Origin of the sequence: Sphingomonas sp. LHG3406-1 (assembly GCF_029637485.1) — a bacterium.
Lineage (GTDB): Bacteria > Pseudomonadota > Alphaproteobacteria > Sphingomonadales > Sphingomonadaceae > Sphingomicrobium.
Genome location: NZ_CP069128.1, coordinates 1,740,977 through 1,766,852 on the forward strand (window position 1 = coordinate 1,740,977; position 25,876 = coordinate 1,766,852).

Annotated in this window: 27 protein-coding genes and 1 tRNA gene; 15 read left to right on the forward strand and 13 right to left on the reverse strand. The window is 66.4% G+C overall.

Going from position 1 to position 25,876, the window contains the following annotated elements; genetic code table 11:
* Nucleotides 1–39 precede the first annotated feature (39 nt).
* The 8 genes from otsB to JOY29_RS08450 all read left to right on the forward strand — a co-directional run bounded on the left by otsB (nt 40) and on the right by JOY29_RS08450 (nt 8,143).
* Nucleotides 40–765, forward strand: coding sequence for a trehalose-phosphatase (gene otsB, locus JOY29_RS08415; RefSeq protein WP_300973079.1), 726 nt, complete (start codon nt 40–42; stop codon nt 763–765).
* The gene (locus JOY29_RS08420) at nt 762–2,543 is read left to right on the forward strand and encodes a glycoside hydrolase family 15 protein (RefSeq protein WP_300973080.1); all 1,782 of its coding nucleotides are present in this window, start codon (nt 762–764) and stop codon (nt 2,541–2,543) included. Before otsB ends, JOY29_RS08420 begins: the two co-directional genes overlap by 4 nt.
* Nucleotides 2,540–3,919 carry a trehalose-6-phosphate synthase gene (locus tag JOY29_RS08425; RefSeq protein WP_300973081.1) on the forward strand — a complete coding sequence of 460 codons (1,380 nt, stop codon included), beginning with the start codon at nt 2,540–2,542 and terminating at the stop codon, nt 3,917–3,919. Before JOY29_RS08420 ends, JOY29_RS08425 begins: the two co-directional genes overlap by 4 nt.
* A gap of 62 nt (nt 3,920–3,981) precedes the next feature.
* A complete protein-coding gene (locus tag JOY29_RS08430) occupies nt 3,982–4,197 on the forward strand; it encodes a hypothetical protein (RefSeq protein ID WP_300973082.1) in 216 nt (71 codons plus the stop codon).
* A 10-nt stretch (nt 4,198–4,207) separates the two neighbouring features.
* The gene (locus tag JOY29_RS08435; RefSeq protein ID WP_300973083.1) at nt 4,208–4,588 is read left to right on the forward strand and encodes a response regulator transcription factor; all 381 of its coding nucleotides are present in this window, start codon (nt 4,208–4,210) and stop codon (nt 4,586–4,588) included.
* A complete protein-coding gene (locus JOY29_RS08440) occupies nt 4,588–5,679 on the forward strand; it encodes a YaiO family outer membrane beta-barrel protein (RefSeq protein WP_300973084.1) in 1,092 nt (363 codons plus the stop codon). Before JOY29_RS08435 ends, JOY29_RS08440 begins: the two co-directional genes overlap by 1 nt.
* Nucleotides 5,679–6,719 carry a HEAT repeat domain-containing protein gene (locus JOY29_RS08445; RefSeq protein ID WP_300973085.1) on the forward strand — a complete coding sequence of 347 codons (1,041 nt, stop codon included), beginning with the start codon at nt 5,679–5,681 and terminating at the stop codon, nt 6,717–6,719. The genes JOY29_RS08440 and JOY29_RS08445 overlap by 1 nt, the downstream gene beginning before the upstream one ends.
* Nucleotides 6,716–8,143 (forward strand): glycosyltransferase family 2 protein, encoded by a 1,428-nt coding sequence (locus tag JOY29_RS08450; protein ID WP_300973086.1) that lies wholly within the window; start codon nt 6,716–6,718, stop codon nt 8,141–8,143. The genes JOY29_RS08445 and JOY29_RS08450 overlap by 4 nt, the downstream gene beginning before the upstream one ends.
* Here the strand turns inward: JOY29_RS08450 and JOY29_RS08455 are convergent.
* From JOY29_RS08455 to JOY29_RS08465, 3 genes are read right to left on the reverse strand one after another with little or no spacing between them, the layout of a single operon-like run.
* Nucleotides 8,131–8,412 carry an Hpt domain-containing protein gene (locus JOY29_RS08455; protein WP_300973087.1) on the reverse strand — a complete coding sequence of 94 codons (282 nt, stop codon included), beginning with the start codon at nt 8,410–8,412 and terminating at the stop codon, nt 8,131–8,133. The two genes, JOY29_RS08450 and JOY29_RS08455, sit on opposite strands and share 13 nt — an antisense overlap.
* Nucleotides 8,409–8,774 (reverse strand): response regulator, encoded by a 366-nt coding sequence (locus tag JOY29_RS08460; protein WP_300973088.1) that lies wholly within the window; start codon nt 8,772–8,774, stop codon nt 8,409–8,411. The genes JOY29_RS08455 and JOY29_RS08460 overlap by 4 nt, the downstream gene beginning before the upstream one ends.
* Nucleotides 8,771–10,927: an ATP-binding protein gene (locus JOY29_RS08465; RefSeq protein WP_300973089.1), complete on the reverse strand. Its 2,157-nt coding sequence runs from the start codon at nt 10,925–10,927 to the stop codon at nt 8,771–8,773. Before JOY29_RS08465 ends, JOY29_RS08460 begins: the two co-directional genes overlap by 4 nt.
* Nucleotides 10,928–11,323: 396 nt before the next feature.
* Here JOY29_RS08465 and JOY29_RS08470 point away from each other — a divergent pair, with 396 nt between their 5' ends.
* Both JOY29_RS08470 and JOY29_RS08475 read left to right on the forward strand, forming a co-directional pair.
* The gene (locus JOY29_RS08470) at nt 11,324–11,908 is read left to right on the forward strand and encodes a TetR family transcriptional regulator (RefSeq protein WP_300973090.1); all 585 of its coding nucleotides are present in this window, start codon (nt 11,324–11,326) and stop codon (nt 11,906–11,908) included.
* An 85-nt stretch (nt 11,909–11,993) separates the two neighbouring features.
* Nucleotides 11,994–13,610 carry a GMC family oxidoreductase gene (locus JOY29_RS08475; RefSeq protein WP_300973091.1) on the forward strand — a complete coding sequence of 539 codons (1,617 nt, stop codon included), beginning with the start codon at nt 11,994–11,996 and terminating at the stop codon, nt 13,608–13,610.
* 794 nt (nt 13,611–14,404) lie between these two features.
* On the opposite strand, the gene JOY29_RS08480 is transcribed toward JOY29_RS08475, so the two are convergent.
* Nucleotides 14,405–14,495: transfer RNA gene (locus JOY29_RS08480), tRNA-Ser, on the reverse strand.
* 99 nt (nt 14,496–14,594) lie between these two features.
* Here JOY29_RS08480 and JOY29_RS08485 point away from each other — a divergent pair.
* The 3 genes from JOY29_RS08485 to JOY29_RS08495 are packed head-to-tail and all read left to right on the forward strand — an operon-like array spanning nt 14,595 to nt 16,194.
* On the forward strand, nt 14,595–15,002 hold the full coding sequence (locus JOY29_RS08485) for a metallopeptidase family protein (RefSeq protein ID WP_300973092.1): 408 nt from the start codon (nt 14,595–14,597) through the stop codon (nt 15,000–15,002).
* Complete coding sequence (gene ccmA, locus JOY29_RS08490; protein WP_300973093.1) at nt 14,999–15,559, forward strand: heme ABC exporter ATP-binding protein CcmA; 561 nt, start codon at nt 14,999–15,001, stop codon at nt 15,557–15,559. Before JOY29_RS08485 ends, ccmA begins: the two co-directional genes overlap by 4 nt.
* Nucleotides 15,556–16,194, forward strand: a complete 639-nt coding sequence (locus tag JOY29_RS08495) for a heme exporter protein CcmB (protein WP_300973094.1) — start codon at nt 15,556–15,558, stop codon at nt 16,192–16,194. Before ccmA ends, JOY29_RS08495 begins: the two co-directional genes overlap by 4 nt.
* 58 nt (nt 16,195–16,252) lie before the next feature.
* Here the strand turns inward: JOY29_RS08495 and JOY29_RS08500 are convergent, their stop codons facing one another.
* Genes JOY29_RS08500 through JOY29_RS08535 form a run of 8 tightly spaced genes read right to left on the reverse strand, consistent with a single transcriptional unit; the run spans nt 16,253 to nt 21,747 of the window.
* Nucleotides 16,253–17,116: a class I SAM-dependent methyltransferase gene (locus JOY29_RS08500; RefSeq protein WP_300973095.1), complete on the reverse strand. Its 864-nt coding sequence runs from the start codon at nt 17,114–17,116 to the stop codon at nt 16,253–16,255.
* Nucleotides 17,113–18,327 carry a pitrilysin family protein gene (locus tag JOY29_RS08505; RefSeq protein WP_300973096.1) on the reverse strand — a complete coding sequence of 405 codons (1,215 nt, stop codon included), beginning with the start codon at nt 18,325–18,327 and terminating at the stop codon, nt 17,113–17,115. Before JOY29_RS08505 ends, JOY29_RS08500 begins: the two co-directional genes overlap by 4 nt.
* On the reverse strand, nt 18,324–18,923 hold the full coding sequence (locus JOY29_RS08510) for an SURF1 family protein (protein WP_300973097.1): 600 nt from the start codon (nt 18,921–18,923) through the stop codon (nt 18,324–18,326). Before JOY29_RS08510 ends, JOY29_RS08505 begins: the two co-directional genes overlap by 4 nt.
* On the reverse strand, nt 18,920–19,276 hold the full coding sequence (locus JOY29_RS08515) for a DUF983 domain-containing protein (protein WP_300973098.1): 357 nt from the start codon (nt 19,274–19,276) through the stop codon (nt 18,920–18,922). Before JOY29_RS08515 ends, JOY29_RS08510 begins: the two co-directional genes overlap by 4 nt.
* The gene (locus JOY29_RS08520) at nt 19,276–20,106 is read right to left on the reverse strand and encodes a cytochrome c oxidase subunit 3 (protein ID WP_300973099.1); all 831 of its coding nucleotides are present in this window, start codon (nt 20,104–20,106) and stop codon (nt 19,276–19,278) included. Before JOY29_RS08520 ends, JOY29_RS08515 begins: the two co-directional genes overlap by 1 nt.
* Before the next feature lie 44 nt (nt 20,107–20,150).
* On the reverse strand, nt 20,151–20,723 hold the full coding sequence (locus JOY29_RS08525; RefSeq protein WP_300973100.1) for a cytochrome c oxidase assembly protein: 573 nt from the start codon (nt 20,721–20,723) through the stop codon (nt 20,151–20,153).
* Nucleotides 20,720–20,851 carry a hypothetical protein gene (locus tag JOY29_RS08530; RefSeq protein WP_300973101.1) on the reverse strand — a complete coding sequence of 44 codons (132 nt, stop codon included), beginning with the start codon at nt 20,849–20,851 and terminating at the stop codon, nt 20,720–20,722. Before JOY29_RS08530 ends, JOY29_RS08525 begins: the two co-directional genes overlap by 4 nt.
* On the reverse strand, nt 20,848–21,747 hold the full coding sequence (locus tag JOY29_RS08535) for a heme o synthase (RefSeq protein ID WP_300973102.1): 900 nt from the start codon (nt 21,745–21,747) through the stop codon (nt 20,848–20,850). Before JOY29_RS08535 ends, JOY29_RS08530 begins: the two co-directional genes overlap by 4 nt.
* Nucleotides 21,748–21,897: 150 nt before the next feature.
* Here JOY29_RS08535 and JOY29_RS08540 point away from each other — a divergent pair, with 150 nt between their 5' ends.
* Together JOY29_RS08540 and JOY29_RS08545 are read left to right on the forward strand one after the other, a co-directional pair.
* A complete protein-coding gene (locus JOY29_RS08540) occupies nt 21,898–22,479 on the forward strand; it encodes a peptidylprolyl isomerase (protein ID WP_300973103.1) in 582 nt (193 codons plus the stop codon).
* Nucleotides 22,480–22,575: 96 nt separating this feature from the next.
* A complete protein-coding gene (locus tag JOY29_RS08545; protein ID WP_300973104.1) occupies nt 22,576–23,919 on the forward strand; it encodes an HD-GYP domain-containing protein in 1,344 nt (447 codons plus the stop codon).
* A gap of 266 nt (nt 23,920–24,185) precedes the next feature.
* Here the strand turns inward: JOY29_RS08545 and ctaD are convergent, their stop codons facing one another.
* Nucleotides 24,186–25,865: a cytochrome c oxidase subunit I gene (gene ctaD / locus JOY29_RS08550; protein WP_300973105.1), complete on the reverse strand. Its 1,680-nt coding sequence runs from the start codon at nt 25,863–25,865 to the stop codon at nt 24,186–24,188.
* Nucleotides 25,866–25,876: the final 11 nt, after the last annotated feature.

Below are 25,876 nucleotides of genomic sequence, written 5' to 3' on the forward strand. Positions count from 1 at the left end.
GGCCCCTTCGCGCGTGCCTCCCTTTCGCCGTCAGGAACGATGCTGCTACGCCCGCCGCCACCCGACCTCATGCTTGGCGCAAGCCTGTTCCTCGACTTCGACGGAACATTGGTCGAGATTGCCGAGGCTCCGGATGCGATCCGCGTCGGCGAAGGCGTGCGGCAGCTTCTGGCCGACCTGTCCGACCGTCTCGGCGGAAGGCTCGTGCTGGTCAGCGGCCGGTCGTCCGCCGATGTCCGGACATGGCTTGCTCCCCTCGCGCTTCCGGTGGTCGGTAGCCACGGTCTCGAACTGCCCGGCCGGTCCGTGTCGCCCCCCGATGAACTCGAGACAGGCATTCTCCAGCTGCAGCGTCTCGAGCAGCGCTTCGCGGGGGTGCTGGTCGAACGCAAGCCGATGGGCGCCGCCCTGCATTACCGGCAGGCACCGAATGCCGGTGAGGCGTGCCGGCTCGCGGCCGAACAGGTCGCGGCGGTGACTGGTCTCAAGGTGCAGCCCGGCAAGATGGTGTACGAATTGAAGCCGGCCGAGGCGGACAAGGGAACGGCCATCCGCATCCTCATGGCCGAGCCGCTCCATGCGGACACGCGGCCGGTCTTCATCGGCGACGACCTGACCGATGAACACGGGTTCGCTGTCGCCCGGGAACTCGGCGGCGCAGGCGTGCTGGTCGGCGAGGAGCGCCCGACCGCCGCCACCTATCGCCTGCCCGGTGTGGCCGCCGTCCACCAATGGCTGAACGACGCGCTGGAGCGACTCCCATGAGCGACCTCGACCTCTGGCCGATCGGTAATTGCCAGGTCAGCGCCCTCGTCGATCGTGACGCGCAGATGGTCTGGGCCTGCGTGCCGCGGGTGGACGGCGATCCCCTCTTCTCCGCGCTCCTCGGCGGCGAGGGCCAGGAGCAGGGCCTGTGGGCGATCGACCTCCACGATCAGGTCGAGGTGCGGCAGGAGTATCTGCGCAACACGCCGATCCTTTCGACGCGCAAGACGGACTCGGCCGGCAACGCCATCGAGATCATCGACTTCTGCCCGCGCTTCCGGCGCCTCGGCCGCACCTATCGGCCGGTCGCCTTCGTGCGAATGATCCGCCCGCTGGCAGGCAGCCCGCGAATCCGGGTGCGCCTCAAGCCGACCCAGAATTGGGGGCAAGCGGCCGAGCCCCTGCCCGGCGGGTCCAACCACATCCGCTTCGCCCTTCCGGCGCTGCCGATGCGGCTGACGACCGATGCGCCGGTGGCAATGGTCCGGGAAGAACGCTTTTTCCGGATCGAGCGGCCGATGACCTTCTTCCTCGGGCCGGACGAGCCGTTCGGCGACGATCTCAGCCGAAGCGCGGCCGACATGCTGGCCAGCACGACGACCGAGTGGCGCGAGTGGGTGCGCGGGCTTGCCACCCCGGTCGAGTGGCAGGATGCGGTGATCCGCGCCGCCATCGCCCTCAAGCTCTGCCAGCATGAGGAGACCGGCGCCATCGTCGCCGCGCTGACGACGTCGGTCCCCGAGCATGAAGGCTCCCAGCGCAACTGGGACTATCGCTACTGCTGGATCCGCGACGCCTATTATACCGTCCAGGCCCTCAACCGGCTCGGCGCGCTCGACGTGCTCGAGGGCTATCTCGTCTACCTGCGCAACATCGTCGACGCGGCCCGCGGCGGCGACATTCAGCCGCTCTATGGGGTGAGCGGCGAGGCCGGCCTCGAGGAGCGCATCGAGGACGGCCTGCCCGGCTATCGCGGCATGGGACCGGTCCGGGTCGGCAACCAGGCCTATGAACAGGTCCAGCATGATGCCTACGGCCAGATCGTCCTGTCCAACGTTCAGGCCTTCTTCGATCATCGGCTGTTCCGGATGGCGACCGCCGAGGACTTCGCCTCGCTCGAACGGATCGGCGAGCGCGCGTTCGAACTGCACGACCAGCCCGACGCCGGCCTGTGGGAGCTGCGCACCCGCAAGCATGTCCATACCTATTCTTCGGCCATGTGCTGGGCCGCCTGCGATCGCCTGTCGTCGGCCGCGCAGGCGCTCGGCATGGAGGAGAAGGCCGGCTTCTGGTCGGAGCGCGCGACGACCATCCGCCAACGCATCGAGCAGGCGGCCTGGCGCGAGGACACCAGGCGTATCTCGGCCACCTTCGAAGGCGACGACCTCGACGCGAGCCTGATCCAGCTGCTCGACCTGCGCTTCTTCGCGCCGGAGGATCCGCGCTTCCAGGGCACGCTGCGCGCGGTGGAAGAGGGGCTTCGGCGCGGCTCCCACATGCTGCGTTACGCCACGGAGGATGATTTCGGACTGCCGGAGACGGCGTTCAACGTCTGCACCTTCTGGCTGATCGAGGCGCTCCAGGCGACCGGCAGGCAAGCCGATGCACGGGCGCTGTTCGAGGAAATGCTGTCCCGCCGCACGGCCGCCGGCCTCCTGTCCGAGGACATCCACCCACAGACCGGCGAGCTGTGGGGCAATTACCCGCAGACCTATTCGCTGGTCGGGACCATCAACTGCGCCGTCCTGCTCAGCAAGCCGTGGAGTTCGGTCCGATGAGCCGCCTGATCGTCATTTCGAACCGCGTCGCCGCGGCGACCGGCGGAGCGGCCGGTTCGCAAGGGGGGCTGGCTGTCGCACTGACCGCCGCGCTGCGTGAATATCGCGGCCTGTGGTTCGGCTGGTCGGGCGAAGTGACCGACGAGTTCACCGGGCAGATCACCTTTCACCGTGAGGATGGCGTCACCACCGCGACCGTCGACCTCGAGGAGCAGGACGTCGAGGAATATTACAACGGCTACGCCAACCGCACCCTGTGGCCGCTCTTCCATTATCGCATCGACCTCGCCGAATATGAGCGGGGCTTCGCCGGCGGCTACCAGCGCACCAACGAACGTTTCGCCGAGACGGTCACGCCCCTGATCGAGCCGGACGACGCCGTCTGGGTGCAGGATTATCACATGATCCCGCTCGGGGCCGAGCTGCGCAAGCGCGGCTGCCGCAACCGCATCGGCTTCTTCCTCCATACGCCCTGGCCGCCACGGCGGCTGCTGCTGACGCTGCCGGAAGCCTCGGACCTGGTCTCGACCATGTTCGCCTATGACGTGATCGGCTTCCACACCAACGAATGGTTGCAGTCCTTCGTCGAATTCGTCGTGATGGAATGCGGCGGCAGCTTCGCCGACGGCGTGCTCCGACTGGGCGAACGGCAGATCCGGCTGATCGTCTGCCCCATTGGCATCGACTGCGAGGATTTTGCCGCGCTCGCCCGCAGCGACGAGGCCCGCGACACCTGCACCCAGATGCGCGAAAGCGCCAATGGACGCGCGATGATGGTCGGGGTCGACCGGCTCGACTACAGCAAGGGCCTGGAGGAGCGCTTCCTCGGCTACGAGCGCTTCCTGATCGAGAATCCCGAAGAGCGGAAGGAGGTCTTCCTGCTCCAGATCGCGCCGCCGTCGCGCGGAACCGTCGAAAGCTACCAGCGCATCCGAAGCGCGCTGGAGGGCCTGTCCGGACGCATCAACGGCGCCCATGCCGACCTCGACTGGGTGCCGATCCGCTACGTGAACCAGGGCTATTCCCGCGGCGTGCTGGCAGGCGTCTACCGCGCCGCCCGGATGGCCCTGGTGACGCCGTTGCGGGACGGCATGAACCTGGTCGCTAAGGAATTCGTCGCCGCGCAGGACCCCGAGGACCCGGGCGTCCTCATCCTGTCGCGCTTCGCCGGCGCCGCCGTGCAGCTCACCGACGCGCTGCTGGTCAACCCGTACAGCGCCGAGGAACTGTCGGACGCCATCCGCACGGCGCTCGCAATGAGCCGCGAGGAACGCATCCGCCGCTGGCGGACGATGTTCGACAACATCCAGCGCGAGGACGTCATGTGGTGGCGCCAGCGCTTCACCGACACGCTGCTGTCCAGCGTCCCGACCTAGCCGCGGCAACCGCAGGTCCTGACCCCAGAGGTGGCGCTACCCTGATCAAGCAGCTTTTCGTCTTGAAGGACCCACAGACGGACATTCAAGCTCGCATCGCAGCCGCCGGTGAGCAGGCGCTCGTTCATCCGGCCTCGCTGGCGCCACCCATGATCGAACCCAAATTCACATGGTTAATGGAAGAGCTCTCCGGAAGTAGGTCGTTCACTCCCGAAGCCGCTGCTTTCGAAGACACTTTCGAGCCCATTTTGAAGGTTTTGTTTACCAAACCTGCCTAGTCCCATCCGCATGTCCGGCGTAAAAAATGTGCTCGTCTGCGATGACGATGATCTCCTCCTCGAACTTCTCAGCTTTCGCCTCTCGGCCAAAGGCTACGAAGTGCGGACTGCCCGCAACGGCAAGGAGGCAATCGACAGCGCGTTCGCCGAGTCGCCCGATGCGGTGGTGCTCGACGCGATGATGCCGGTGCTCGACGGCTATGAGGTGCTTCGCCAGATCCGGGAGGCACCGCACATGCGCGACCTGCCCGTCATCATGCTGACCGCTCGGAAGGGCGAGAAGGATATCGTCGAAGCGCTCAGTCTCGGCGCGTCCGATTACCTAGCCAAACCATTCATCCCGGAGGAGCTTACGGCACGCCTGACGCGGCTGCTGACGAGGGCCGCCTGATGTTCGTCATTGCTGCAACCGGCGTGGCCGTGGTGGCGTCGGTCTCCATGCCGGACGTGCCGAAGACCAGCACGTATCGCGAAGCGGTGGTTGCCCGCCATGCCGGCCGGGCGGCGGAGGCGGCGCGTTTGCTCGAGCAATGGCTCGGCGAGCGGCCGAACGATGTCGATGCGCGGCTTCACTACGGCTACGCCCTGCTCGACCTCGGCCGAGCCGCAGACGCCGAGCAAGCCTTTCTCCAGGTCCTCGAACGGGCGCCCGACTATGCCGACGCCCGGATCGGCCTTGCGCGGATTGCGCAGCGCCGCGGCGATGGCGCCCGTGCTCGCGCCTGGCTGCGCCCGGTGCCTGCCGACAATGCCGATGCAAGCGTCATCCGAACGCAACTGGAGAAAGCTGGCGGGCCGCGCTGGACCGTCGACATGAGCGCGGGCGTAACGGCGGTTGGCCGTGGTCAACCGAATTGGCGCGAAGCATCGGGGCAAATCGCCTGGCGCGCTTCGGACGAGACGTCGGTGAGTGGACGGATCGAGGCATCGCGCCGCTTCGGCATGCACGACATCTACGGCGAAGCGCAACTCGTCCGCCGCTTCTCGCCCCGTTTCTCAACCTACCTCGTTGCCGGCGGCGCGCCCAAGGCCAACTACAGGCCACGCTGGCAGGTAGGCGGCGGAGCCTCGTCGGTGGTTCATGGCGGCGCGAATGCCACCGTCCTGTCCTTCGACCTGCGCGAGGCGCGATACGATTCGGGCCGCGTTGCGACTCTCCAGACCGGAGTCGAGCAGTATGTGCTGGGCGGCAAGGCCTCGCTGACTGGGCGATTGATCGCCCTTGTCGACGGAGGCCGGGTCCAAGCCGGCGCACTCAGCAGGATCGATGTCCAGGCCAATTCCGGACTGCGCCTGTTCGGCGGCGCCGCCAATGCGCCCGACACGTCGGAGGGTGTCGTCACCAGGGTGACCAGCCTGTTCGGCGGGGTCGAAGCGGTGCTTGGCCCGCGGCAGGTGCTGCGCCTTTCGCTCGCCCACACCGATCAGCAGGTAGGTGCCTCCCGCACGGAGTTCACGCTCGGCGCCGGATTGCGACTCTGATGTCGCTGATCGATCTGTGGACGATCTCGCTGCTGCTGTCGGCGCTGGCGCTGTTGATCATCACCGGGCTGATCGTCGCACGGGTGATCACAGGGCGGCGCCAGCGTGAAGTCCAGGCGCAACGCGGCAAGCTCCTGCCGCTGCTCCTTGGATCGGCCTCGGATGAGGAACTGGCGGAATTGCGACGCTCAGGGCCGGACATCCTGGGCTCGCTGGTGACCGAACTGATCGAGCTGGTACGCGGTGACGAGCGGGCGCAATTCGTCGCCACCGCCACCCGCGCAGGGGTGACCTGCACGCTCCGCCGACAACTCGCATCGGGGTCAACGCAGGCAAGGGCGGTCGCGGCCGAGGTGCTCGGCAACTTCCCCGACGAGCTTTGCACAGCCGCCCTCGAAGAAGCGCTCGACGATCGGGATTCGCGGGTCCGGCTCACCTCCGCGCTGGCACTGGCGAGCTCCGATCGTTCGCCTCCCCCGCAGTTGCTGGTTCAGCGTCTGGGGCTCGGCATTCACGAGCATTCGCTGCTGACTGTCACGTTGCTGAGCGAAATCTCGCGTCAGCGGCCCGACGAGGTGCGAGCCCTCATCGATGGGGACGATGTGCCCGCGGCCGTGAAGGCCGCTGCGATCGAGGCCTTGTCGAGCAGCGGGGACTATTCCCTGGTCGGCGTGATCTGCCGTCTGACCCTGGCAGCGGGCGATCTTTCGCCCGAGCTTCCACGCTACCTTCGCGCACTTGGTGCATTTCAGCATCCCGCAGCGCTTCCCGCCATCCGCCTCCACCTCGCCAGCTCGACCTGGTGGGTGCGCGCCGCCGCTGCCGAGGCTGCGGGCCGGATCGGCCTGGCCGAAGCCAACCTGGAGCTGAGCCAATTGCTCGACGACAACGACTGGTGGGTCCGCTTCCGGGCCGGTGAAGCACTGACTCGCCTGGGCGAGCCCGGTCGCACCTTGCTAGCCGAGGCGAGCCGCTGCGGAACTGAGCGGGCACGAGACGCTGCTCGGCTGACCCTCGCCGAACAGGCCCTGACGGCATGACCCAGGGATTCGAGTGGCAGCCGTGGGCAGTCACGCTGGCGACCGCAACGGCGTGGATCGTGATCGCAACCGGTCTGCTGCAGATCGCCTTCTACCTCGTCCAGCTGGTCTATGCGGCGATCGGACTCGCCAAACGCCCGCCAGTGGTTCGCTCCGCGGTTCTGTGGCGGCGCTATGCCGACCAGGCGCCGCCGATCGCGGTGCTCGCCCCGGCGTTCAACGAGGAGGTGACGATCGTCGAGAGCGTGAATTCTCTCCTTGCGCTTCACTATCCGGAGTTCGAGGTGATCGTGATCAACGACGGCTCGAAGGACGGCACGCTGCAGCGGCTGATCGATCACTTCGGCGTGACGAGGGTCGACCGCTTCCACGAGCTGAGCGTCGCGCACCAGCCCATCCGCGGCATCTACGCCAACCCGCGCCTGCCCCGTCTGCTGGTGGTCGACAAGGAGAACGGGGGCAAGTCGGATGCGCTCAATGCCGGGATCAACGTCGCCCGTGCCCCGCTCTTCTGCTCGATCGATGCCGATTCACTGCTGGAAAGCGACGCGCTGCTGCGGACAGTCCGCCCATTCGTGGACGAGCCCGACAAGATGGTCGCGGTCGGGGGCACGATCCGGCTGGCCAACGGCAGCCGAATTGCCAGCGGCCGAGTCGAGGACGTTCGCCTTCCTCGCAACTTCCTCGCGCTGGTCCAGATCGTCGAATATCTCCGTGCCTTCCTGATGGCCCGGCTGGCGCTCAGTCGGATGCAGGCCCTGACCGTCATCTCGGGCGCCTTCGGTCTGTTCCGCCGTCGCCTTGCGCTCGAGGTCGGCGGCTACAGTCACAATACGGTCGGTGAGGACATGGAGCTCGTCATCAAGCTCCACCGCTACATGCGCGACAACAAGCGCCCCTATCGGATCGAGTTCATCCCCGATCCGGTCTGCTGGACCGAGGCGCCTGAGGACCTTGCCGTTCTCGGCAGGCAGCGGGCTCGCTGGCAAAGGGGGACGCTGGAGACCTTCTCGAAGCACAAGGACATGCTTTTCAACCCGCGCTACGGCCGTATCGGCTTCATCGGCTTCGGACAGGTTCTGGTGGTCGACGTGCTCGGACCGCTGGTGGAGGTCGCCGGCTACGTCCTCGTTCCCTTGCTGTGGGCGATCGGGCTGCTGTCGATCGAATATCTGCTCGCCTTTCTCGCGATCACTTTCACCTTCGGCGTCTTCATCAGCGTCGCGACGCTGATTCTGGAAGAGGTCGAACTTCGCCGCTTTCCGCACGCGCGCGATCTCGCCATCCTGACCCTGGTCTCGGTGGCCGAGAACTTCGGTTACCGGCAGCTCAGCAATTTCTGGCGGCTACGGGGCTTGTGGCAATATCTGCGCAAGCAGAAAGGCTGGGGCCAGATGACCCGCAAGGGCTTTCAGACCGCCTGAGCGATCCGCATCAGTTCCGCCAGAAGTGGTGCGGCCAGGCGATGCAGGACGTCCTCCGCCGCTTCCGCGTCCGCCGCCGCCTCAAGCGGCTGCGCCAATTCGGTGACCTTGGGGAAGCCGAAGCTTGATCCGCTGCCATGGAGCTTGTGCGCGATGGTAGTGACCGTGTGCCGGTCACCGGCCGCAAGTGCCTGCTCGAGCGTGCCGACGTGCACGGTTGCACGCTCGCGAAACCTGGCACGCAGAGCCTCGAAGGCCTTGGTCGTCACCGCAGATAGTCCCGCACGGTCGCGGCCAGCGTCATCGGGTCGAACGGCTTGCCGATCACACCGTTGGCGCCGAGCGCCAGAAGGGCCTCGCGTTCGGCGGCCTGGGTGCGGGCGGTGATGAACACCACGGGCGTGGAGCGTAGCATGGCATGGTCGCGCAGGGCGGCCAAAGTCGCCGGCCCGTCCATGTGCGGCATCATCACATCAAGCAGAATCAGGGCGGGCTTCCATTGGGGCGCGACGGCAAGCGCTTCCCGGCCCGAAGCACAGAGGAGGACCTCGAAGTCGGGATCCATCTCGAGCGACAATTCGGCAATCTCGCGGATCTCGTCTTCGTCGTCGATGTAGAGAATACGAGTCATGCCGCTTTCCTCTTGTCGCGCTCGAGCAGCGCGCCGACCTGCTCGGAGAGATCCGTCAGCGAGGTGAGTGACTTGGTCAGCACCCGGTCGACCGTCGAGGCAACCCCGGCGCTGACGTCAAGCGCGGTAAACAGGACGATCGGTGTCGCCGGATCGATCTGGCGGATCAGCGAAACGAGATCGAGGCCGCATCCGTCCTGCATCGCGATGTCGAGCAGGACCGCGTCATAATGGTGCCGGCGAAGCGATGCTCGGGCCTCGTGAACGCTCGGCGTGGAATGCACCTCCGCTCGGCCTTCCAGGGCGCTTGCCACCAGACGCAGCATGTCGGCGTCGTCCTCGACGTGGAGGATTCGATAGCCTTGATCGGGCATCGTCCTTGCCGTGATCTGGGTGTCGTCAGCCGGTGGAAACGTGGCGACCGCCGGCAAATCGACATGGAAGGTCGAGCCTTCGCCTGCAACGGAGGTGAACGACACCTCGCCGCCCGAGCGCAACACGATTTCCTTGACGATGCTCAGGCCCAGCCCGCTCCCTCCAACCAGCCGGGAGTCGCTCCCGTCTGCTTGCGCGAACTTGCCGAAGATGCGGCTGCGGAACTCTTCGGATATCCCGGGGCCGCGATCGATCACGCTGATCCGCCAGTGCTTACCGAATCGCTCGACCGACAGAGTCACCACGCCGCCCACCGGCGAGAATTTGATGGCGTTCGACAGCAGGTTGGTGAGCACCTGGCTCATGCGGTCGGCATCGGCCATGATCGCCGCGTCCGCCGGCACCGCGCCAACCTCCATGCTGACCTGATGCTTCTCCGCATAGCCCGAATTGGCATCGACCACCTGCTGCAGCAGGCTTTCGAGCGGTAGTTCCTGGTTGTCGAACTCCATCTTGCCCGACTCGATCTTCTCGATGTCGAGAATGTCGTTGATCAGCCGAATGAGCCGCTGGCTGTTGTTCAAGGCGATCTCGATCAGCCGCCGAGCCTTCGCACCGAGTTCGCCCGCCGCGCCGCCGGCAAGCAGCCCGAGCGACCCCGAGATGGAAGTCAGCGGCGTACGCAGTTCGTGGCTGACAGTGGCGACGAAGTCGGTTTTCATTCGCTCGACCCGGCGACGCTCCGTAATATCGCGACCGACGGCGAGAAATTGCACGCACTCGTGCAGCTGAACGGGTGTGGTGACAACTTCGGTTTCGAAGTAGGTGCCGTCGCCTCGCCGACCGACGAAGTCCTGCGATGGGCGGGCCCAGGCCTCGTTGCGAGCCAGACCCTGCAGATAGGCCTGGCTTACTTCCGGCAGCGGCGGTTCGGCGAAGAGTGTGAGGTTGGAGCAACCGATCATGGCATCGGAGGATCGCCCAAACAGGCGCTCGGCGGCGGCGTTGACCGAGATGATGTCGCCCTTCTCGTCGAGCATCATCATCGCGTCGGTGGCGTTGTCGAAGATCGCAGACTGGCGCATGCCTGAATCGGTCAGGCGCCGTGTCGAATGATGCAAGGTACGCACGGTCGAGACAAGCAGCCCCATCAGCACTAGTGCAACCGCGAGCAGCACCACCTCGGTAACCAGGACAGTCGTCTGCCGGCTCGCGCGCTGATCGGCAGCGCGCACGAGCATGTTCCGGGTGAGCGTTTTCTCATGATGCTCGAGTGTCGCTGCAAGCACTCGGGCATGGTCCATGAGGCGCTTGCCATGGCCGCTGGCGATGACGGCACTGGCGGACGCCTGCCCACCGCGTAGCCGAAGGGCGATCACCCCTTCGGAGTAGAGGATCTTGTCCTGTCCGCTGCGGACAAGGTCGGCAACGATGGCAGCCTCCTGACTTCCGGCGGGGTAAGATCGCTCAAGCTGGCGCGCGATCCGGGGTATTTCCCTCCGCGCCGCTTCAAGCGGTTGCAGGAAGTCGGGCCGTCCGGTCACGACGAAGCCGCGCTGACTGGTTTCGACGTCCTGCAGCTGCGACAGGTAGCGAAAGGCCAATCGGGAGCGCTCGTTGCTGGTTTCCACATCCGACAGCAGGCGCTGCTCAAACGATACGTTGCGCCATTGCAGGTTTGCGAGCTGGGCGATCATCACCACGCACAGCACGCCCAGGATGGAGGCGACGAGCTGACGCGGCAGCAGGCGCACGGAATGGGTCGAGGTCTTCGTCATCAGGCGACCGTCTCTGGCGCAAGAAACCTTCCGGTTAGTTAGTCGGTCAGCACCTAAGCATTTTTCCCATAAAATAAATTTCAGGCGAACGGCGAATGGCGAATGGCAGCTGCTGCCGAATTGGCGGCAGCCAATGCGCCTTGCACCGTTCCATCGTTGCGCTGACTGGCCGAACCGCCGGTGAGAAGCAGTCGCTGATCATCGATGTGACGAGATTCCGGAACTCACCCGCCAGGAGCTTCGGCCTGCCCGCCCCCCAGGGCCTCCGCATCAACGTCAGACCTTGACGCGCTCGTTCGAAAGCGGCCGTTCCGCTATCCAGCACGGGCGGACTCTGGCGCTTGTCGCCACATGGCCTTGCCCAGGAAGCGATACGTAGCTTAGCTATGTTTATCTATGCCAAGGAAGACTGCTGCCGGCGCCGCGGAAACGCGCCACACCATCGTGCGCGAGGCTCGGCGATTGTTCAGCGAGCGCGGGTTTGCGGATACGGCTACGGCAGAAATCGCAGCCGCTGCACAGGTGACCGAAGGGGCGCTTTTTCACCACTTCAAGAATAAGCGCGCCCTGTTTGAGGAGGTGGTGAACACCCTTGCCCGCGAGTTCCACGATGAGGTGCAAGCAGTGGGCCATCGGGAACAGGACGCACGCCCAGCTTTCCTGGCGGCCACGCGAGCTGCCCTCATCTTTTCTCAAGGCGAGGAATATCGGCGCATCGTTCTTGTCGATGCCCCATCAGTCCTCGGGAGCGCGGTCGCCAGGGAAATCGACAGCAGGTTCGGCCTCGACCTGATCTTGCCGGTCCTGCGAGCGCTGGCCCCCAAAGGAAGCGCAGAACCGCAGGTTCGCGCCCTGGCGCTGCTTGTACTCGGCTACCTCAACGAGGCGGCGTTCGCCTTGGCGCGCGGCGATGGGGACGTCGATGTAGATACCGTCATGGCTGTGCTCGAACGCACCTTGGACCGGCTGATCCTGACCTGACCCACAGAAACATAGTTGCACTACGTAACTTGACATAGTAACACTATGTAAGGCGCTGCAGTGCGGCTATGTTCACGAGGTTCAGGTGACGTTCGATTACATCATCGTCGGCGCGGGCACCGCTGGGTGCGTCCTCGCCGAACGCTTGACCGCAAGCGGTCGCAATCGGGTGGTGCTCGTCGAGGCAGGCCGGAAATCGTCCAACCCGTTCGTCGGTATCCCGGCTGGCTTCGCAAGGTTGTTTGGGTCGCGATACGACTGGGCGTTCACCAGCGAACCGCAGGCAAACGCAGGCGGGCGCAAGATCTTCGTTCCGCGCGGCAAGATGCTTGGCGGGTCCGCCAGCCTCAACGCGCAAATCCATCAATGGGCTCGGCTTGAGGACTTCGAAGGCTGGCGGCAGCTCGGTCTCTCGGACTGGGGCTGGTCGCAGGTCGAGCCCTACTTTGCCGAGCTTGAGGCAGCGGGAGCAGATATCCCGGGCGTTGACCGCGGGCGCGACGGTCCCATGCTCATCTCACGCAATGCGCATGTTCACCGGGCAACCAGGGACTTTGTCGAAGCCGCCCAGCCGGACAAGGCGCGAAGCGGTCCAACCTATAATGGGACCAGTGAACAGGGGGCGTGGATCGCGGAAGTCACGCATCATCGCGGTCGCCGATACTCCGTCTACGATGCCTTCCTGAAGTCGGCGCTGCAGCGGCCGAACCTTCACTTGCTAAGCGGCTTGCCGGCTCAGCGTATCCTCTTCGAGGGCCGGCGGGCCGTTGGGATCGTGGCGGACGGGCGCACTGTAACAGCAGCCAAGGGGGTTATCTTGGCGGCGGGGGCGATAGGCTCTCCTCACTTGCTTATGGTGTCGGGCGTCGGGGCGGCCGACCACCTGCTCGAAGTCGGGATCAAGCCCCTGGTCAGCCTTTCCGGGGTCGGTGAGAACCTTCACGATCACCCGATGGCCGTGCTCAGCTTCCCGACGGCTCATGCAGACACCTACCGGACGGCGGAGTCCATCCCCAACCTGCTGCGCTACTTGTTGCGCAGAAAGGGTCCGCTCGCGTCCAATGCGGCCGAAGCAGTCGCCTTCGCGCATTCCTCGCTCAGCAGCGGCGCTCCGGACATGGAGCTCATCTTCGCGCCCTTTGAATGGCGCGAACAGGCACTGAAGCCACCGCACGAAGATGCATTCTCGATTGGTGCAGTGGTCAACACGCCGCGCTCGCGAGGGCGGCTGAGCCTCGCGAGCAGCGACCCTGAGCGCGCTCCGCGAATCGACTTCCGATTGTTCACCGATCCGGACGACCACGACCAACACGTGATGATCGAGGCTGTGCGGTGGATGCACGAGGTGCTCCGCCGCCCACCGCTCGCCAAGCACCTGCGGGACATGCCCGGCTTGCCGGGCGACCCCAACGCGATCTTCGAACTTGCCATCACCGGTATGCAGACCGTCTATCATCCCGCCGGCACGTGTCGGATGGGCGTGGACGCGGGCGCGGTGGTCGGACCGGACCTCAAGCTGCGCGGAACGGACAATCTTTGGATCGCGGACGCTTCGATCATGCCGCAACTGCCGTCCGGTCATCCCAACGCCACCGTCGCCGTCATCGCGGCCCGGGCCGCCCAGTTCATTGCCGACCACGAGCGCCGCGCCTTTTGCGACCGCTTCAGCGGGGCAGTGCCCATATCCGAGCCCGTCCACTGACGAGACACGGTGAAAGACAATGATCTCGCCTCATCCGGCTTAGGACCGCGGCAGAAGCCGAGCTCTCGACAAGCATCGGGCTCTGCATCCTCGTTGGCGTGCAGACCAGGCAGCGGTCGAACCGATTAACTCCCGAACTGAAGGGCCTGCGGTCGACGCAGTGGCAGGCCGTCGTCGAAACAAGGACGGTGCGGAGGCACCGCGACGTTCCGTGACCATCTCGCGCAAGACGTGATGCCCTGGGTGAAGCTTCGTTATCGCACAGCGGACGTCCTGCCCGGCTGACCTAAGCTTCGCAGATGCCCGCTAAGGGTGGAAAGCGGACGTCGACAGATAATCGAGTGGGCTCCAAGGATGATGATTAGCAGCACTCCGGCGAGCGCGGTCGCTGCCCACCACGAGACTTGACCCGGTCGCTTGTGATTGGCTGAAAACCACATCGCAGTACCGATAAACAAAGCAAAGGCAGCAGTAGGTAGCCAGATATAGAGAAGGCTTTCCAACGGCTCACGGCTCCCTTTTCATAGATTCGGTCGCACCATCGCCGGAGCTGCTAATGTCCGCAATGGGTCGGAATCGGTCGCAAGCTACTTAGCTGGACGTGCATCCGCATACGGGTGACGGCGAAAGGCCCTGGAGCGGGCGGAGTGGGCGCTTACCCGCCTTCGTCAGCGCCCAACCACCCGAAAAACTGCCGTTCCGCTTTCCCCTATCGACCGCCCTTCGGACAGCTTGAAACCGCCGATCTCCGGCGCGTTTTTCGCGCACATCTGCTACGGTTCGATCGAGGTAAATGGCGGAGCGGGAGGGATTCGAACCCTCGATACGGTTTTGCCGTATACTCACTTTCCAGGCGAGCGCCTTCGACCACTCGGCCACCGCTCCGCACGTCACCTGTGCCTGGACAGGCCGCGCTCTTAGGGGCTGATGGCCTAAGGAACAACCCGCTTGGCAGCGTCGGACTTGTCGCTACACCGTCAGCCCATGCGCGCCTTCGGTCCTGCCCCCAGCCTGTCCGATATCGAGGCGCTCGCCCGCACCGCGCTGGAGCGCCTGCCGGAGCCTTTCGCCGCCACCGTCCGCGAAGTGATCCTCCGGGTGGAGGAGTTCGCCGAGGGTGACGTGCTGGCCGAGATGGGCATCGAGGACCCTTACGAGCTCACCGGCCTCTACGTCGGCCGGCCGCTGACCGAGCGCAGCATCGACGAGTCCGGGCGCTTCCCCGACCAGGTCTTCCTCTACCGCGCGCCGATCCTGCTCGAGTGGATGGAAAGCGAGGGCGAAAGTCTGGAGCATCTCGTCAGCCACGTCCTGATCCACGAGATCGGCCACCACTTCGGCCTCAGCGACGAGGACATGCACCTGCTGGAGGAGGCGGCGGGCGGCGAATGAACCTGCTGACGCTGAGCAATGTCGCCTGCTGGCGCGGCGGACGGCTGCTGTTCGAAGGGCTCGATCTCACCCTTGGCGCCGGTGAAGCGATGCTGGTCGTCGGCCCCAACGGGACCGGCAAGTCGAGCCTCCTGCGCCTCGCTGCCGGACTCCTCTCGCCGCTGGCCGGCAAGGTGACGGCCGCGCCCTGTGCGCTTGCGGACGAGCGGCCGGCGCTCGATCCCGAACTTGATCTCGGCCGCGCCCTTGCCTTCTGGCGGGCGCCCGGCCGGTCGGTCGCGGAGGCGCTCGCCGCCGTCGACCTCGCCCATCTCGCCGAGGTGCCGGTCCGTTTCCTGTCGACCGGCCAGCTGCGCCGTGCCTCGCTCGCCAGGGTGGCCGTAGGCGGCGCACCGCTCTGGCTGCTCGACGAGCCTGCCAACGGCCTCGACACCGCTTCGACCGAGCGCCTAGGCCTACTGATCGCGACTCATCTCGGCACCGGCGGCGCCGTACTGGCCGCCTCTCACCAGCCCATCGCCGGGGCCGACTGGACCAGGCTGGAGCTCAAGGCGTGATCGGCCGCCTGATTCGCCGCGACCTTCGCCGGACCATCGGCGGAAGCGCGCTGCTCCCGATCCTCTTCTTCCTGCTGGTCGCGGCGCTGGTGCCGTTCGCGGTTGGCCCCGATGCGAAGCTGCTGGCACGGGTCGGGCCGGGGCTGATGTGGGTGGCAGCGCTTGCCGCCGCCCTGCTGCCGATCGAGCGGCTGGTCGAGCCGGACCGCGCCGCCGGCGTGCTCGACCAGCTTGCCTTGGGCGGGCTGCGCATGGAGGAGGTCGCGCTCGCCAAGATCGTGGCCCACTGGCTGAGCTTCGGCCCGCCCCTGCTTGTCGCCGCCGTGCCCGCCTCCGTGCTGCTCGGCATGCCGGCCGAGGCGCTGTGGCGGACCCTCGTCACCCTTGCGGTCGGAACCCCGGCGCTGGCGGCGCTGGCCGTGGCGGTCGCCAGCCTGACCGCCGGCCTCCGCCAAAGCTCGGCGCTGGGCGGCCTGCTGCTGATGCCGCTTGCCATTCCGCTGCTGATCTTTGCCGCCTCGGCGGCCGGCGACCCGCGCGCCGGAGCGCTCCAGCTCGAGGCCGCCGTCAGCCTGTTCCTGGTCGCCGGATCGCCCTTTATCGCCGGCGCGGCCCTTCGGGCTGCGCGCACCTGAACCTGCGGCCCTTCGGGCTGCGCGCGCCTGAACCTGCGGCCCTCCGAGCTGCGCGGACCTAGTCCCGCACCCAGCGGGCGAACAGCGCCGTGGGCAGCAACAACCCGCGTGCTTCCTCCCGCACCGCCATTTCGCCGACCTCGATCCGACCGCCCAAGTGCGCGAGCTTCTGCCGCAGCAGTTCACCCACGCTGATCGCGCTCATCCGCACCGCATAGACGGTCAGCACCAGGAATCGGCTGTTCTCGTCCAGGAGCCGGCCGCAATCCTCGATCAGGGGCGCCAGATGCTCCTCCAGCCGCCACACTTCGCCGGTCGGGCCGCGCCCGAACTTCGGCGGATCGAGGAGGATTCCATCGTAGCGCCGCCCGCGCCTGACCTCGCGCGCGGTGAACTTGGCGGCATCGTCGATCATCCACCGGATCGGCCGCTCTTCCAGCTCCGACAGATGGGCATTGTTCTTGCCCTGCTCGACGCTCTTCTTCGACGCATCGACATGGGTCAGCCGGGCGCCCGCTTCGCTCAGCAGCAGGGTGCCGACCCCGGTATAGCCGAACAGGTTCATCACCTCCGCCCCGTCCGCGCGGGCCCGCATCCAGTCCCACTGGGGCGCCATGTCGGGAAAAAATTGGAGGTGCCGGAAAGGGGTCAGGCTGGCTTCGAAGCGTACTCCGTCCCTGCGCAGGGGCCAGCTGCGCGGAACCGGGCGGTGCTGGACCCAGCGGCCGCCGCCATCCTCGTCGCTGCCGGGAACGAAGGTCGCGTCGGGGTCCCAGCCGTCACTTGACGGAGCCCACATCGCCTGCGGCTCGGGCCGGACCACCCTGATGTGGCCATAGCGCTCATATTTGGCGCCATTGCCGCTGTCGATCAGCCCCCAGTCGGACCAGGGTGCGGCGACGATCGTCAGGAGGTCGCTCATGCCGCCAGCCCCAGCGTCGCGCGCGCCGGCTCACCGGCAAGCATGCGCGCACCGGCGGCGCGCACCTGTTCGACGTCGAGCGCCGCAAGCTTGGCCGCAAGCTCCTCGCGCCCGATCAGCCGGCCGTGCACCAGCCACTGGCGCGCCGCCTGCGCGGCCTGGCCCCACGGGGTCTCCAGCGCCATCGCCAGCCCCGCGCGGATCTGGATCCGGGCGCGGTCCAGCTCGCGCTGTCCGAGCGTTTCGGCGGCATCCCGAAGAACTTCCTCGATCAGCGCCTGTGCCGCCGCCCCCTGCTTGCGCGACGTCGCCGCATGGACATGCAGCAGCCCGATCTCGTCATGGGGGTGGAGCCCGGCGCTGACGGTATAGGCCAGGCCCCGCTCCTCCCGCACCGCCTGGAACAGTCGCGACGATGCGCCGCCGCCGGCGATGTCGGCGAACAGGCGCGCGGCGAGGTAATCCTCGGCCTTCTGCCCCGGTGCCTCGTAGCCAGCGGTCAGCTGCGCCTGATCGGCCTTGGCAGGATCGCGGCGGACCCTGGGGGTAAAGCGGGCAGGTTCCGCTTCGGGTGCTTCGCCCGCCTGAAGCTCGCCCAGGTGCCGCTCGGCGAGCGCGACCAGCGCCTCATGCTCGACCGCGCCAGCCGCCGACAGCACCATCGATCCGCCCCGATAATGGCGGTCGCGCCAGCCGGTCAGGTCGTCCCGGCCGATGCCACGAACGCTCTCCTCGCTGCCGAGGATCGAGCGGCCGAGCGGCTGTTCGGCAAACGCCTGGCTCCACAGATGATCGAAGATGATGTCCGACGGCGTGTCTTCCGCCTCGGCCAGTTCCTGCAGCACGACCTCGGCTTCACGGGCGAGCTCGTCGGGGTCGAACTGCGGCCGGGCGACGAGGTCGCCGAGCAGCTCGACCGCCAGGGGGACGTGATCGCCGAGCACGGCAGCGGTGAAGCTCGTCTGGTCGCGCTCGGTGCAGGCGTTGAGCTCGCCGCCGACATCCTCGATCGCCTCGGAGATCTGCCGGGCCGAACGGCCGCCCGCGCCCTTGAACACCATATGCTCGAACAGATGGGCGAGGCCGTTGACCCGCGCCTCCTCGTGCCGCGAGCCGGCGCCGGCGAACAGGGCAATGCTGGCGGTCTCCAGCCCCGGCATCGGGCGGCTGATGACGGTCAGCCCGTTGGCGAGATGGCTGATCCTGGTCACGCCCGCCGCCTCCTCAGCGCAAGGACATAGATGACCAGCGCGACGGCGGCAAAGGCGAACCATTGCACCGCATAGCTGCGATGGTTGTTGGGAATGTCGGCGATGCTCGGGGGAGCCGGCCGCTCCGAGAAGGGAATGACCGGCGGATCGGCGACGATCATCGGCATCGGCGGACGGGGATCGGCGATCCTCGCCGGCAGGGCGCGATTATCCGGTGCCTGGGTAAGCGTGCCGGTGACGTCGCCCCCGCTCCACTGGCCCGCGCCGATCAGCCGGCGGGTCGTGCCCAGTTGCACCATCAACATCTGCCCGCCGTCCAGCGGCCGGCAGTCGGCGAGCAGGCGGAAGCCGAAGCGGCCGGCGCCCTCCAGCCGGGTCGGCGACGGGCCGCAGGTCGCGCTCGCGGGGCGGAACAGCTGGCGATCGAGGTCGACGGTCCGGTCGATCGCGATCGGTGCGGCGTCGAGATTGGAAGCGAGGCGCGCAATTGCCACCTCCTTTTCCTTGGCGCGATCGAGCTGCCAGAAGCCGAGGCCCGCCATCGTCGCGCAGGCGAGCAGCACCACCAGGGTGGCGAAGATCGGCACCCGCCTCACTTGACCAGCCGCCCCTCGTGCGCGGCGTTGCGATATTCCGCGCCGAGCAGCCATGCCTTGGCCAGCCTGAGGCCGCCGAGGGTCAGTCCAAGTCCGAGCGGGATCCACACCAGATGGACCCAGAATGGCGGCTCAAAGGCTGCATCGACGAGCAGCGCGGCCACGACCAGCAGGGCGCCGACGACGAGGATGAGGAAGGCCGCCGGCCCGTCGCCGACGTTGAACTGCTGGAAGTCGAGCCCGCAATGCTCGCACCGCTCGCGCAAACGAACAGGGCCGGCGAACAGCCGGCCCTTCTCGCAAGCGGGGCAGGTCCCGGCGAGCCACTGGCCCGCCGGTCCCGCGATGCTCATCAGCCGTGCCACTCGGCGCCCCAGCCGCCCCACAGGTAGATGGAGACGAACAGGAACAGCCAGACGACGTCGACGAAATGCCAGTACCAGGCAGCCGCCTCAAAGCCGAAGTGCTTTTCCTTAGTGAAGTCGCCGCGAACCGCACGGAAGTAGCAGACGATCAGGAAGATGGTGCCGATCAGCACGTGCGCGCCGTGGAAGCCGGTGGCCATCATGAAGGCCGAACCATAGACGTTTCCGCCGCTCGAGCTGACGAAGCCGAACGGGGCGTGCGCATATTCATAGGCCTGGATGCCGCTGAACACGACGCCGAGCGCGATGGTCGCGAGAAGGCCGTTCTTCAGCCCCTGCCGGTCGCCGTTGATCAGCGAATGGTGCGCCCAGGTCACGGTGGTGCCGGAGCAGAGCAGGATCAAGGTGTTGAGCAGCGGGAAGCCGAGCGGGTTGATGACCGCCATGTCCTTCGGCGGCCAGACCCCGCCGACGCTCTCGACCGCGCTCGGGAACAGGGAGAAATCGAAGAAGGCCCAGAACCAGGCCAGAAAGAACATCACCTCCGAGGCGATGAACAGGATCATGCCGTAGCGCAGGTGGAGCTGGACGATCGGTGTGTGGTCGCCGGCCCGGCTCTCGTGAACCACGTCCCGCCACCAGCTGAACATCGTCAGCAGCACGCCCGACAGGCCCGCCAGAAGGACGAACTTGCCATACGGATTGTCGTGCATCCACAGCACGCCGCCCGCGGTCAGCGCGAGGGCCGAGAAGCTTCCGATCAGCGGCCAGAGGCTGGGCGGAAGAATGTGGTAAGGATGGTTGCGGGTCGCGGCCATGGATCCTCGAAAGCTAGTCGCTTGAACATACAATGGACCGCGCTCTAGCGAGCCTCGGCGCGCTTTTCCACTGGGTAAAAGGTGTAGGAGAGGGTGATCTCCTCGATGTGGGCCGTGGCGGGGTCCGTCCGGATCTTCGGATCGACGAAGAAGACCACCGGCATCTCGACTTTCTGCCCGGGCTTCAGCGTCTGCTCGGTGAAGCAGAAGCATTCCATCTTGTTGAAATATTGCCCGGCATTGGCGGGAGAGACGTTGAAGCTGGCGGTGCCTGTCGTCTGGCGCGCGGTCAGGTTCTTGGCGGTGTAGTAAGTGACGATCCGCTCGCCCGCCGCCACCTTGACCTTGTTGGTCTCCGCCTTGAACTCCCACGGCAGCGCCGCATTGACGTTGGCATCGAAACGCACCCCGACCGGCGCCAGCACGGCCTGCGCGCCAGGAGCCGCATCGGCCCGCATCGGAGTCCCGCCGAAGCCCGTCACCTGGCAGAAGATGCGATAAAGCGGCACGCTCGCATAGGCGAGGCCGATCATGAACAGAACGAACAGCACCGCACGGCCCGCGACCTTGCGGTTCTTCGCGGCCAAATCCCTGGGGTCGATGGATGCCGCCGTCACTGGTTCACCGTCAGCTTCGCGATGGTGACAAGAAAGGTCAGCGCGATGAACGCGAAGAGCAGCATCGCCGTCACCCGTGCCGCCTTGCGCTGCCTTGCGCGCACCACTTCGTCCTCGGGCCGGCTCACAGGAAACGATCCACGACCAGCGCTCCGAACAGGGCGAAAAGGTACAGGATGGAGAATTTGAACAAGGCCCTTTCCGGGCCCATCGTTGCCGGATCGGTCGACTTGTTGGCGAGGACCCGCAGGCTGAGAAGCAGAAACACCGCGCTCAGCACGGTGGCAAGGACGCCGTAGAGGGGACCAGTCAGGCCGAGAGGCCATGGGGCGATGGCCACCGCGGCCATCGGCAGGGTGTAGAGCGCGATCTGCTTGCGGGTATGCTCGACGCCGTTTGTCACCGGCAGCATCGGCACGCCCGCAGCGGCATAATCGCTCTTCACGAACAGGCTGAGCGCCCAGAAATGCGGCGGCGTCCACAGGAAGATCAGGCTGAACAACAGCACCGGCAGAAGGTCGATGCTGCCCGTCGCCGCGACCCAGCCGATCAGCGGCGGGAAGGCGCCCGCGGCTCCGCCGATGACGATGTTCTGCGGCGTCCGGCGCTTCAACCAGGCCGTGTAGATGATCGCATAGAAGAAGATGCTGAAGGCGAGGATGCCGGCGGCGAGGTGATTGGTCGCGAGGTCCATCAGCACCACGCTGCCGAGGCACAGCCCGACCGCGAACTGGAAGGCGGTCTCGGGGCTCAGCCGGCCGCCCGGGAGCGGCCGCTTGGCGGTGCGCTTCATCTTGGCGTCGAGGTCGGCCTCGTACCACATGTTGAGTGCGCCCGCCCCGCCAGCGCCGAGCGCGATGCACAGGACGGCCGTGAAGGCGAGCACCGGGTGCATCGGCGCCGGTGCAGCGAGCAGCCCGCACAGGCCGGTGAACACCACCAGGGTCATGACGCGCGGCTTGGTCAACGCGAACAGGTCGCGCCAGTCGGCCGGGAGGTCGCGGGTGGGAACGGCTTGGTCCATGATTCCGGGCGAATATAGGGAGGAATGCTCCCCTGCGAAAGCAGGGGCACCGGCGGGTCTCCGGAATGACGAACAACAGGTCTCCTGCTTTCCGGGGAGAACGGCTAAGCCTATCCCATGCATACCCGAATCGCTTTCGCTTTCAGCGCCTTGGCCCTCGTTTGCTCCGCCTCGGCGCAGGCCCGGATTTCCGGTGATCAGGCGTCCCCGGCGACCGCGCCGGCCGCAGACCTCGTCCATGTCCGCCTCGACACGGAAAAAGGTCCAATTCTGGTTGCGCTCGACCGCGGCCGCGCGCCGGTCACCACCGCCAACTTCCTCCGCTACGTCGATGCCAGGCGCTTCGATGGTATCGCCTTCTACCGGGCCATGCCGGCCGACAGCGGCAACGGCCTGATCCAGGCCGGCATCACCAAGGACGCCCGCCTGCTCTATCCGCCAATCGCGCACGAGCCGCCGAGCGCCACCGGCCTCACCCACGAACCCGGCTCGCTGATGATGGCCAATGGCGGGCCCGGCACCGCCCGCAGCGACTTCTTCATCACCGTCGGCGCCATGCCCGGCTTCGAGGACAGCTTCGCCCTGTTCGGCCGGGTGGTGGAGGGCATGGACGTGGTCAGGGCGATCTTCGCCTCGCCCGTTGATCCTCAGAAGGGTGCCGGCCCGATGAAGGGCCAGATGCTCGAACCGACGATCAAGATCCGCACCGCCCGGCGCGTGGACCGCCCCTGAAGCAGCGATGGCAGCCCTTGCGAAGGCAGGGCCGCCTGCCGCGGTTAACCACGTCCGGAGAGATCCCGCTCACACCTCAGTCGCTAACGGTCGGCGATGTTCGAGCAGCGTATCGACGCCCCGACGGCGACCCGCGCGGAAATCATCGCGGCCTTCAGCTATGCGCTTGACCTCACTGAAGGTCAGCCCGCTGGTCATTGCATCCGCGCCTGCTGGATCGGAATGCGCACCGGCCGAGCGCTTGGGCTCACCGCGGCCGAACTCGCCGATCTCTACTACGTCCTGCTGCTGAAGGATCTCGGCTGCTCCAGCAATGCAGCCCGCATCTGCGAGCTGTACGAGGCCGACGACCGCGCCTTCAAGCAGGGCTACAAGACGGTCGGCACCAGCCTCGCTGCCACCCTCCACTTCGTCTTCAGCAAGACCGCACGGGGCAAGCCCCTGCATCGCCGCGCGGCTGCGATCGGCAACATCCTGCGCAACGGCGGCGACATCGCTCAGGAGCTGATCGTCTCGCGCTGCACGCGCGGCGCAGATATCGCCCGCACCCTTCGCTTCCCGGCGAGCGTGTGCGAGGGAATCTATCGCCTCGACGAGCATTGGGATGGCTCGGGCCGCCCAGGACGCCTGCGCGGCGATGCCATCCCGCTCACCTCTCAGATCGCTCTGCTGGCGCAGGTGGTCGACGTCTTCCACGGTCATGCCGGCGCGGAAGCCGCGCTCGACGAGGCACGCCGGCGGGCTGGCGGCTGGTTCGACCCACGGCTCGTCCGCGCGCTCGAAACGGCGGCGGCCGAGCCGGACTTCTGGTTCACCCTCACCTCCTCGGTGGTCGAGGGCCGGGTCGTGCGCATGGCGCCCGAAGAGCTGGGCGCCACCATCGGAGAGGATTATCTCGACGCCATCGCGGATGCCTTCGGACAAGTGATCGACGCCAAGAGCCCGTTCACCGCCGGGCACAGCCGCCGGGTCGGCGAACTCAGCCTTGCCATGGCCGGTCATCTTGGCCTTCCGCAGGCGCGCGCCTTCTGGCTCCGCCGAGCCGCCGTGCTCCACGACGTCGGCAAGCTCGGCGTATCCAGCGCCATTCTCGAGAAGCCGGCCGGCCTCGACGAGCGCGAGTGGGAAGAGATGCGCGGCCATGCCGCCCATACCCGCGAGATCCTCGGTCGGATCGGCGTCATGGCCGATCTCGCCGACGTCGCCGCCGCTCACCACGAACGGCTGGATGGGGCTGGCTACCCCCTTCGGCTCGGCGGCGCGACCATCAGTCGCGAGACGCGCATCATCACCGCCTGCGATTTCTACGATGCGCTGACCAGCGACCGGCCCTATCGCGCCGCCCTTCCGGTCGAGGAAGCCTTCCGGATCATGGATCAGGCGGTCGGCACCGCCCTCGATGCCGACTGCGTCGCGGCGCTGAAGGCGAGCGTCGCCTAGTAAGGCTCGACGGCGACCTCCGTCTCATTCCGCCCTCCTGTCGGCCTAGGGCGGGCGCGGCAGCCAGTCCGGCCGTGCACCGCTGCCGGCCACCATCTGCCCACCACGGCCGCCAGCGCCACCTGCGCGATGCCCACAACGGTGAAGACGGGCTTTTCGCCCTCACCTCGCCGCCGGATCACGGCTACCCGGCTTTCGCGGCTCCAACGAGAAAGGCCCGCCCTGCATCGGCAGGACGGGCCTTACTCAACTCGCGAAGCCTTGGATCAGTCGATCTTCGGCAGATGGTCGAACTGGTGGTAGGGCGGCGGGCTCGAGAGGGTCCATTCGAGCGTCGTCGCGCCTTCGCCCCAGGGATTGTCGGGCGCCTTCTTGCCCGCGAACAGCGAGTAGAAGATGTTCAGGAAGAACACGCCCATCGCCGCGACCGTCACCATGTAGCCCACCGTGGAGACATAGTTCCAGTAGGCGAAGGCGTCCGGATAGTCCGGATAGCGGCGCGGCATGCCGTCGAGGCCGAGGAAGTGCTGCGGGAAGAAGATGAGGTTCACACCGACGAACATCACGAAGAAGTGAAGCTTGCCGAGGAACTCGTTGTACATCTTCCCGGCCATCTTCGGGAACCAGTAGTAGAAGCCCGCGAACAGGCCGAACACGGCACCCAGCGACAGCACGTAGTGGAAGTGCGCCACCACATAGTAGGTGTCGTGCATGTAGGTGTCGACGCCGCCATTGGCGAGCACCACGCCGGTCACGCCGCCGACCGTGAACAGGAAGATGAAGCCGATCGCGAACAGCATCGGCGTCGGGAAGGTGATCGACCCGCCCCACATGGTCGCGATCCAGCTGAAGATCTTCACGCCGGTCGGAACCGCGATGATCATGGTTGCGGCGGTAAAGTACATCTTCACGTTCACGTCGAGGCCGACGGTGAACATGTGGTGCGCCCACACGACGAAGCCGACCACGCCGATCGCGACCATGGCGTAGGCCATGCCGAGATAGCCGAACACCGGCTTGCGGCTGAAGGTGGCGATGATCTGGCTGACGATGCCGAACGCCGGCAGGATCATGATGTACACTTCGGGGTGCCCGAAGAACCAGAACAGGTGCTGGTAGAGGATCGGATCGCCGCCGCCCGAAGCGTCGAAGAAGGCGGTGCCGAAGTTGCGGTCGGTCAGCAGCATGGTGATCGCACCCGCCAGCACCGGCAGCGCCAGCAGCAGCAGGAAGGCGGTGACCAGGATCGACCACACGAACAAAGGCATCTTGTGCAGGGTCATGCCCGGCGCGCGCATGTTGAAGATGGTGGTGATGAAGTTGATCGCGCCGAGGATCGAGCCGGCACCGGCAAGGTGCAGCGCGAAGATGGCGAAGTCGACCGCCGGGCCGGCCGAGCCGCTGGTCGACAGCGGTGCATAGACGGTCCAGCCGGTGCCCGCGCCGATGCCGGTGCCGCCGCTGGTGACGGTCGACAGCAGCAGCGAGCAGAAGCCCGCGACGGTCAGCCAGAAGCTGATGTTGTTCATCCGCGGAAAGGCCATGTCAGGCGCGCCGATCATGATCGGCACGAACCAGTTGGCGAAGCCGCCGATCAGCGCCGGCATGACCATGAAGAAGACCATGATCAGGCCGTGGCCGGTGATCAGGACGTTCCAGTGGTGATAGGCCTCGTCGATGTTGGCGCTGCCCGACCCGATCGGCCAGGCGCCGGTCAGATACTGGATTCCCGGCTCCATCAGCTCGGCCCGCATGATGCCCGACAGCGCGCCGCCGACGATGCCCGCAATGATCGCGAAGATCAGGTAGAGGGTGCCGATGTCCTTGTGGTTGGTCGACATGAACCAGCGGGCGAAGAAGCCCGGCTTGTGATCATGGTCGTCATGGGCATGGGCGTGACCGGCCTCGGCGGGGGTCAGCTTGAGGGTATCTGCGGTGGTGGCCATCTTGGGTCCGT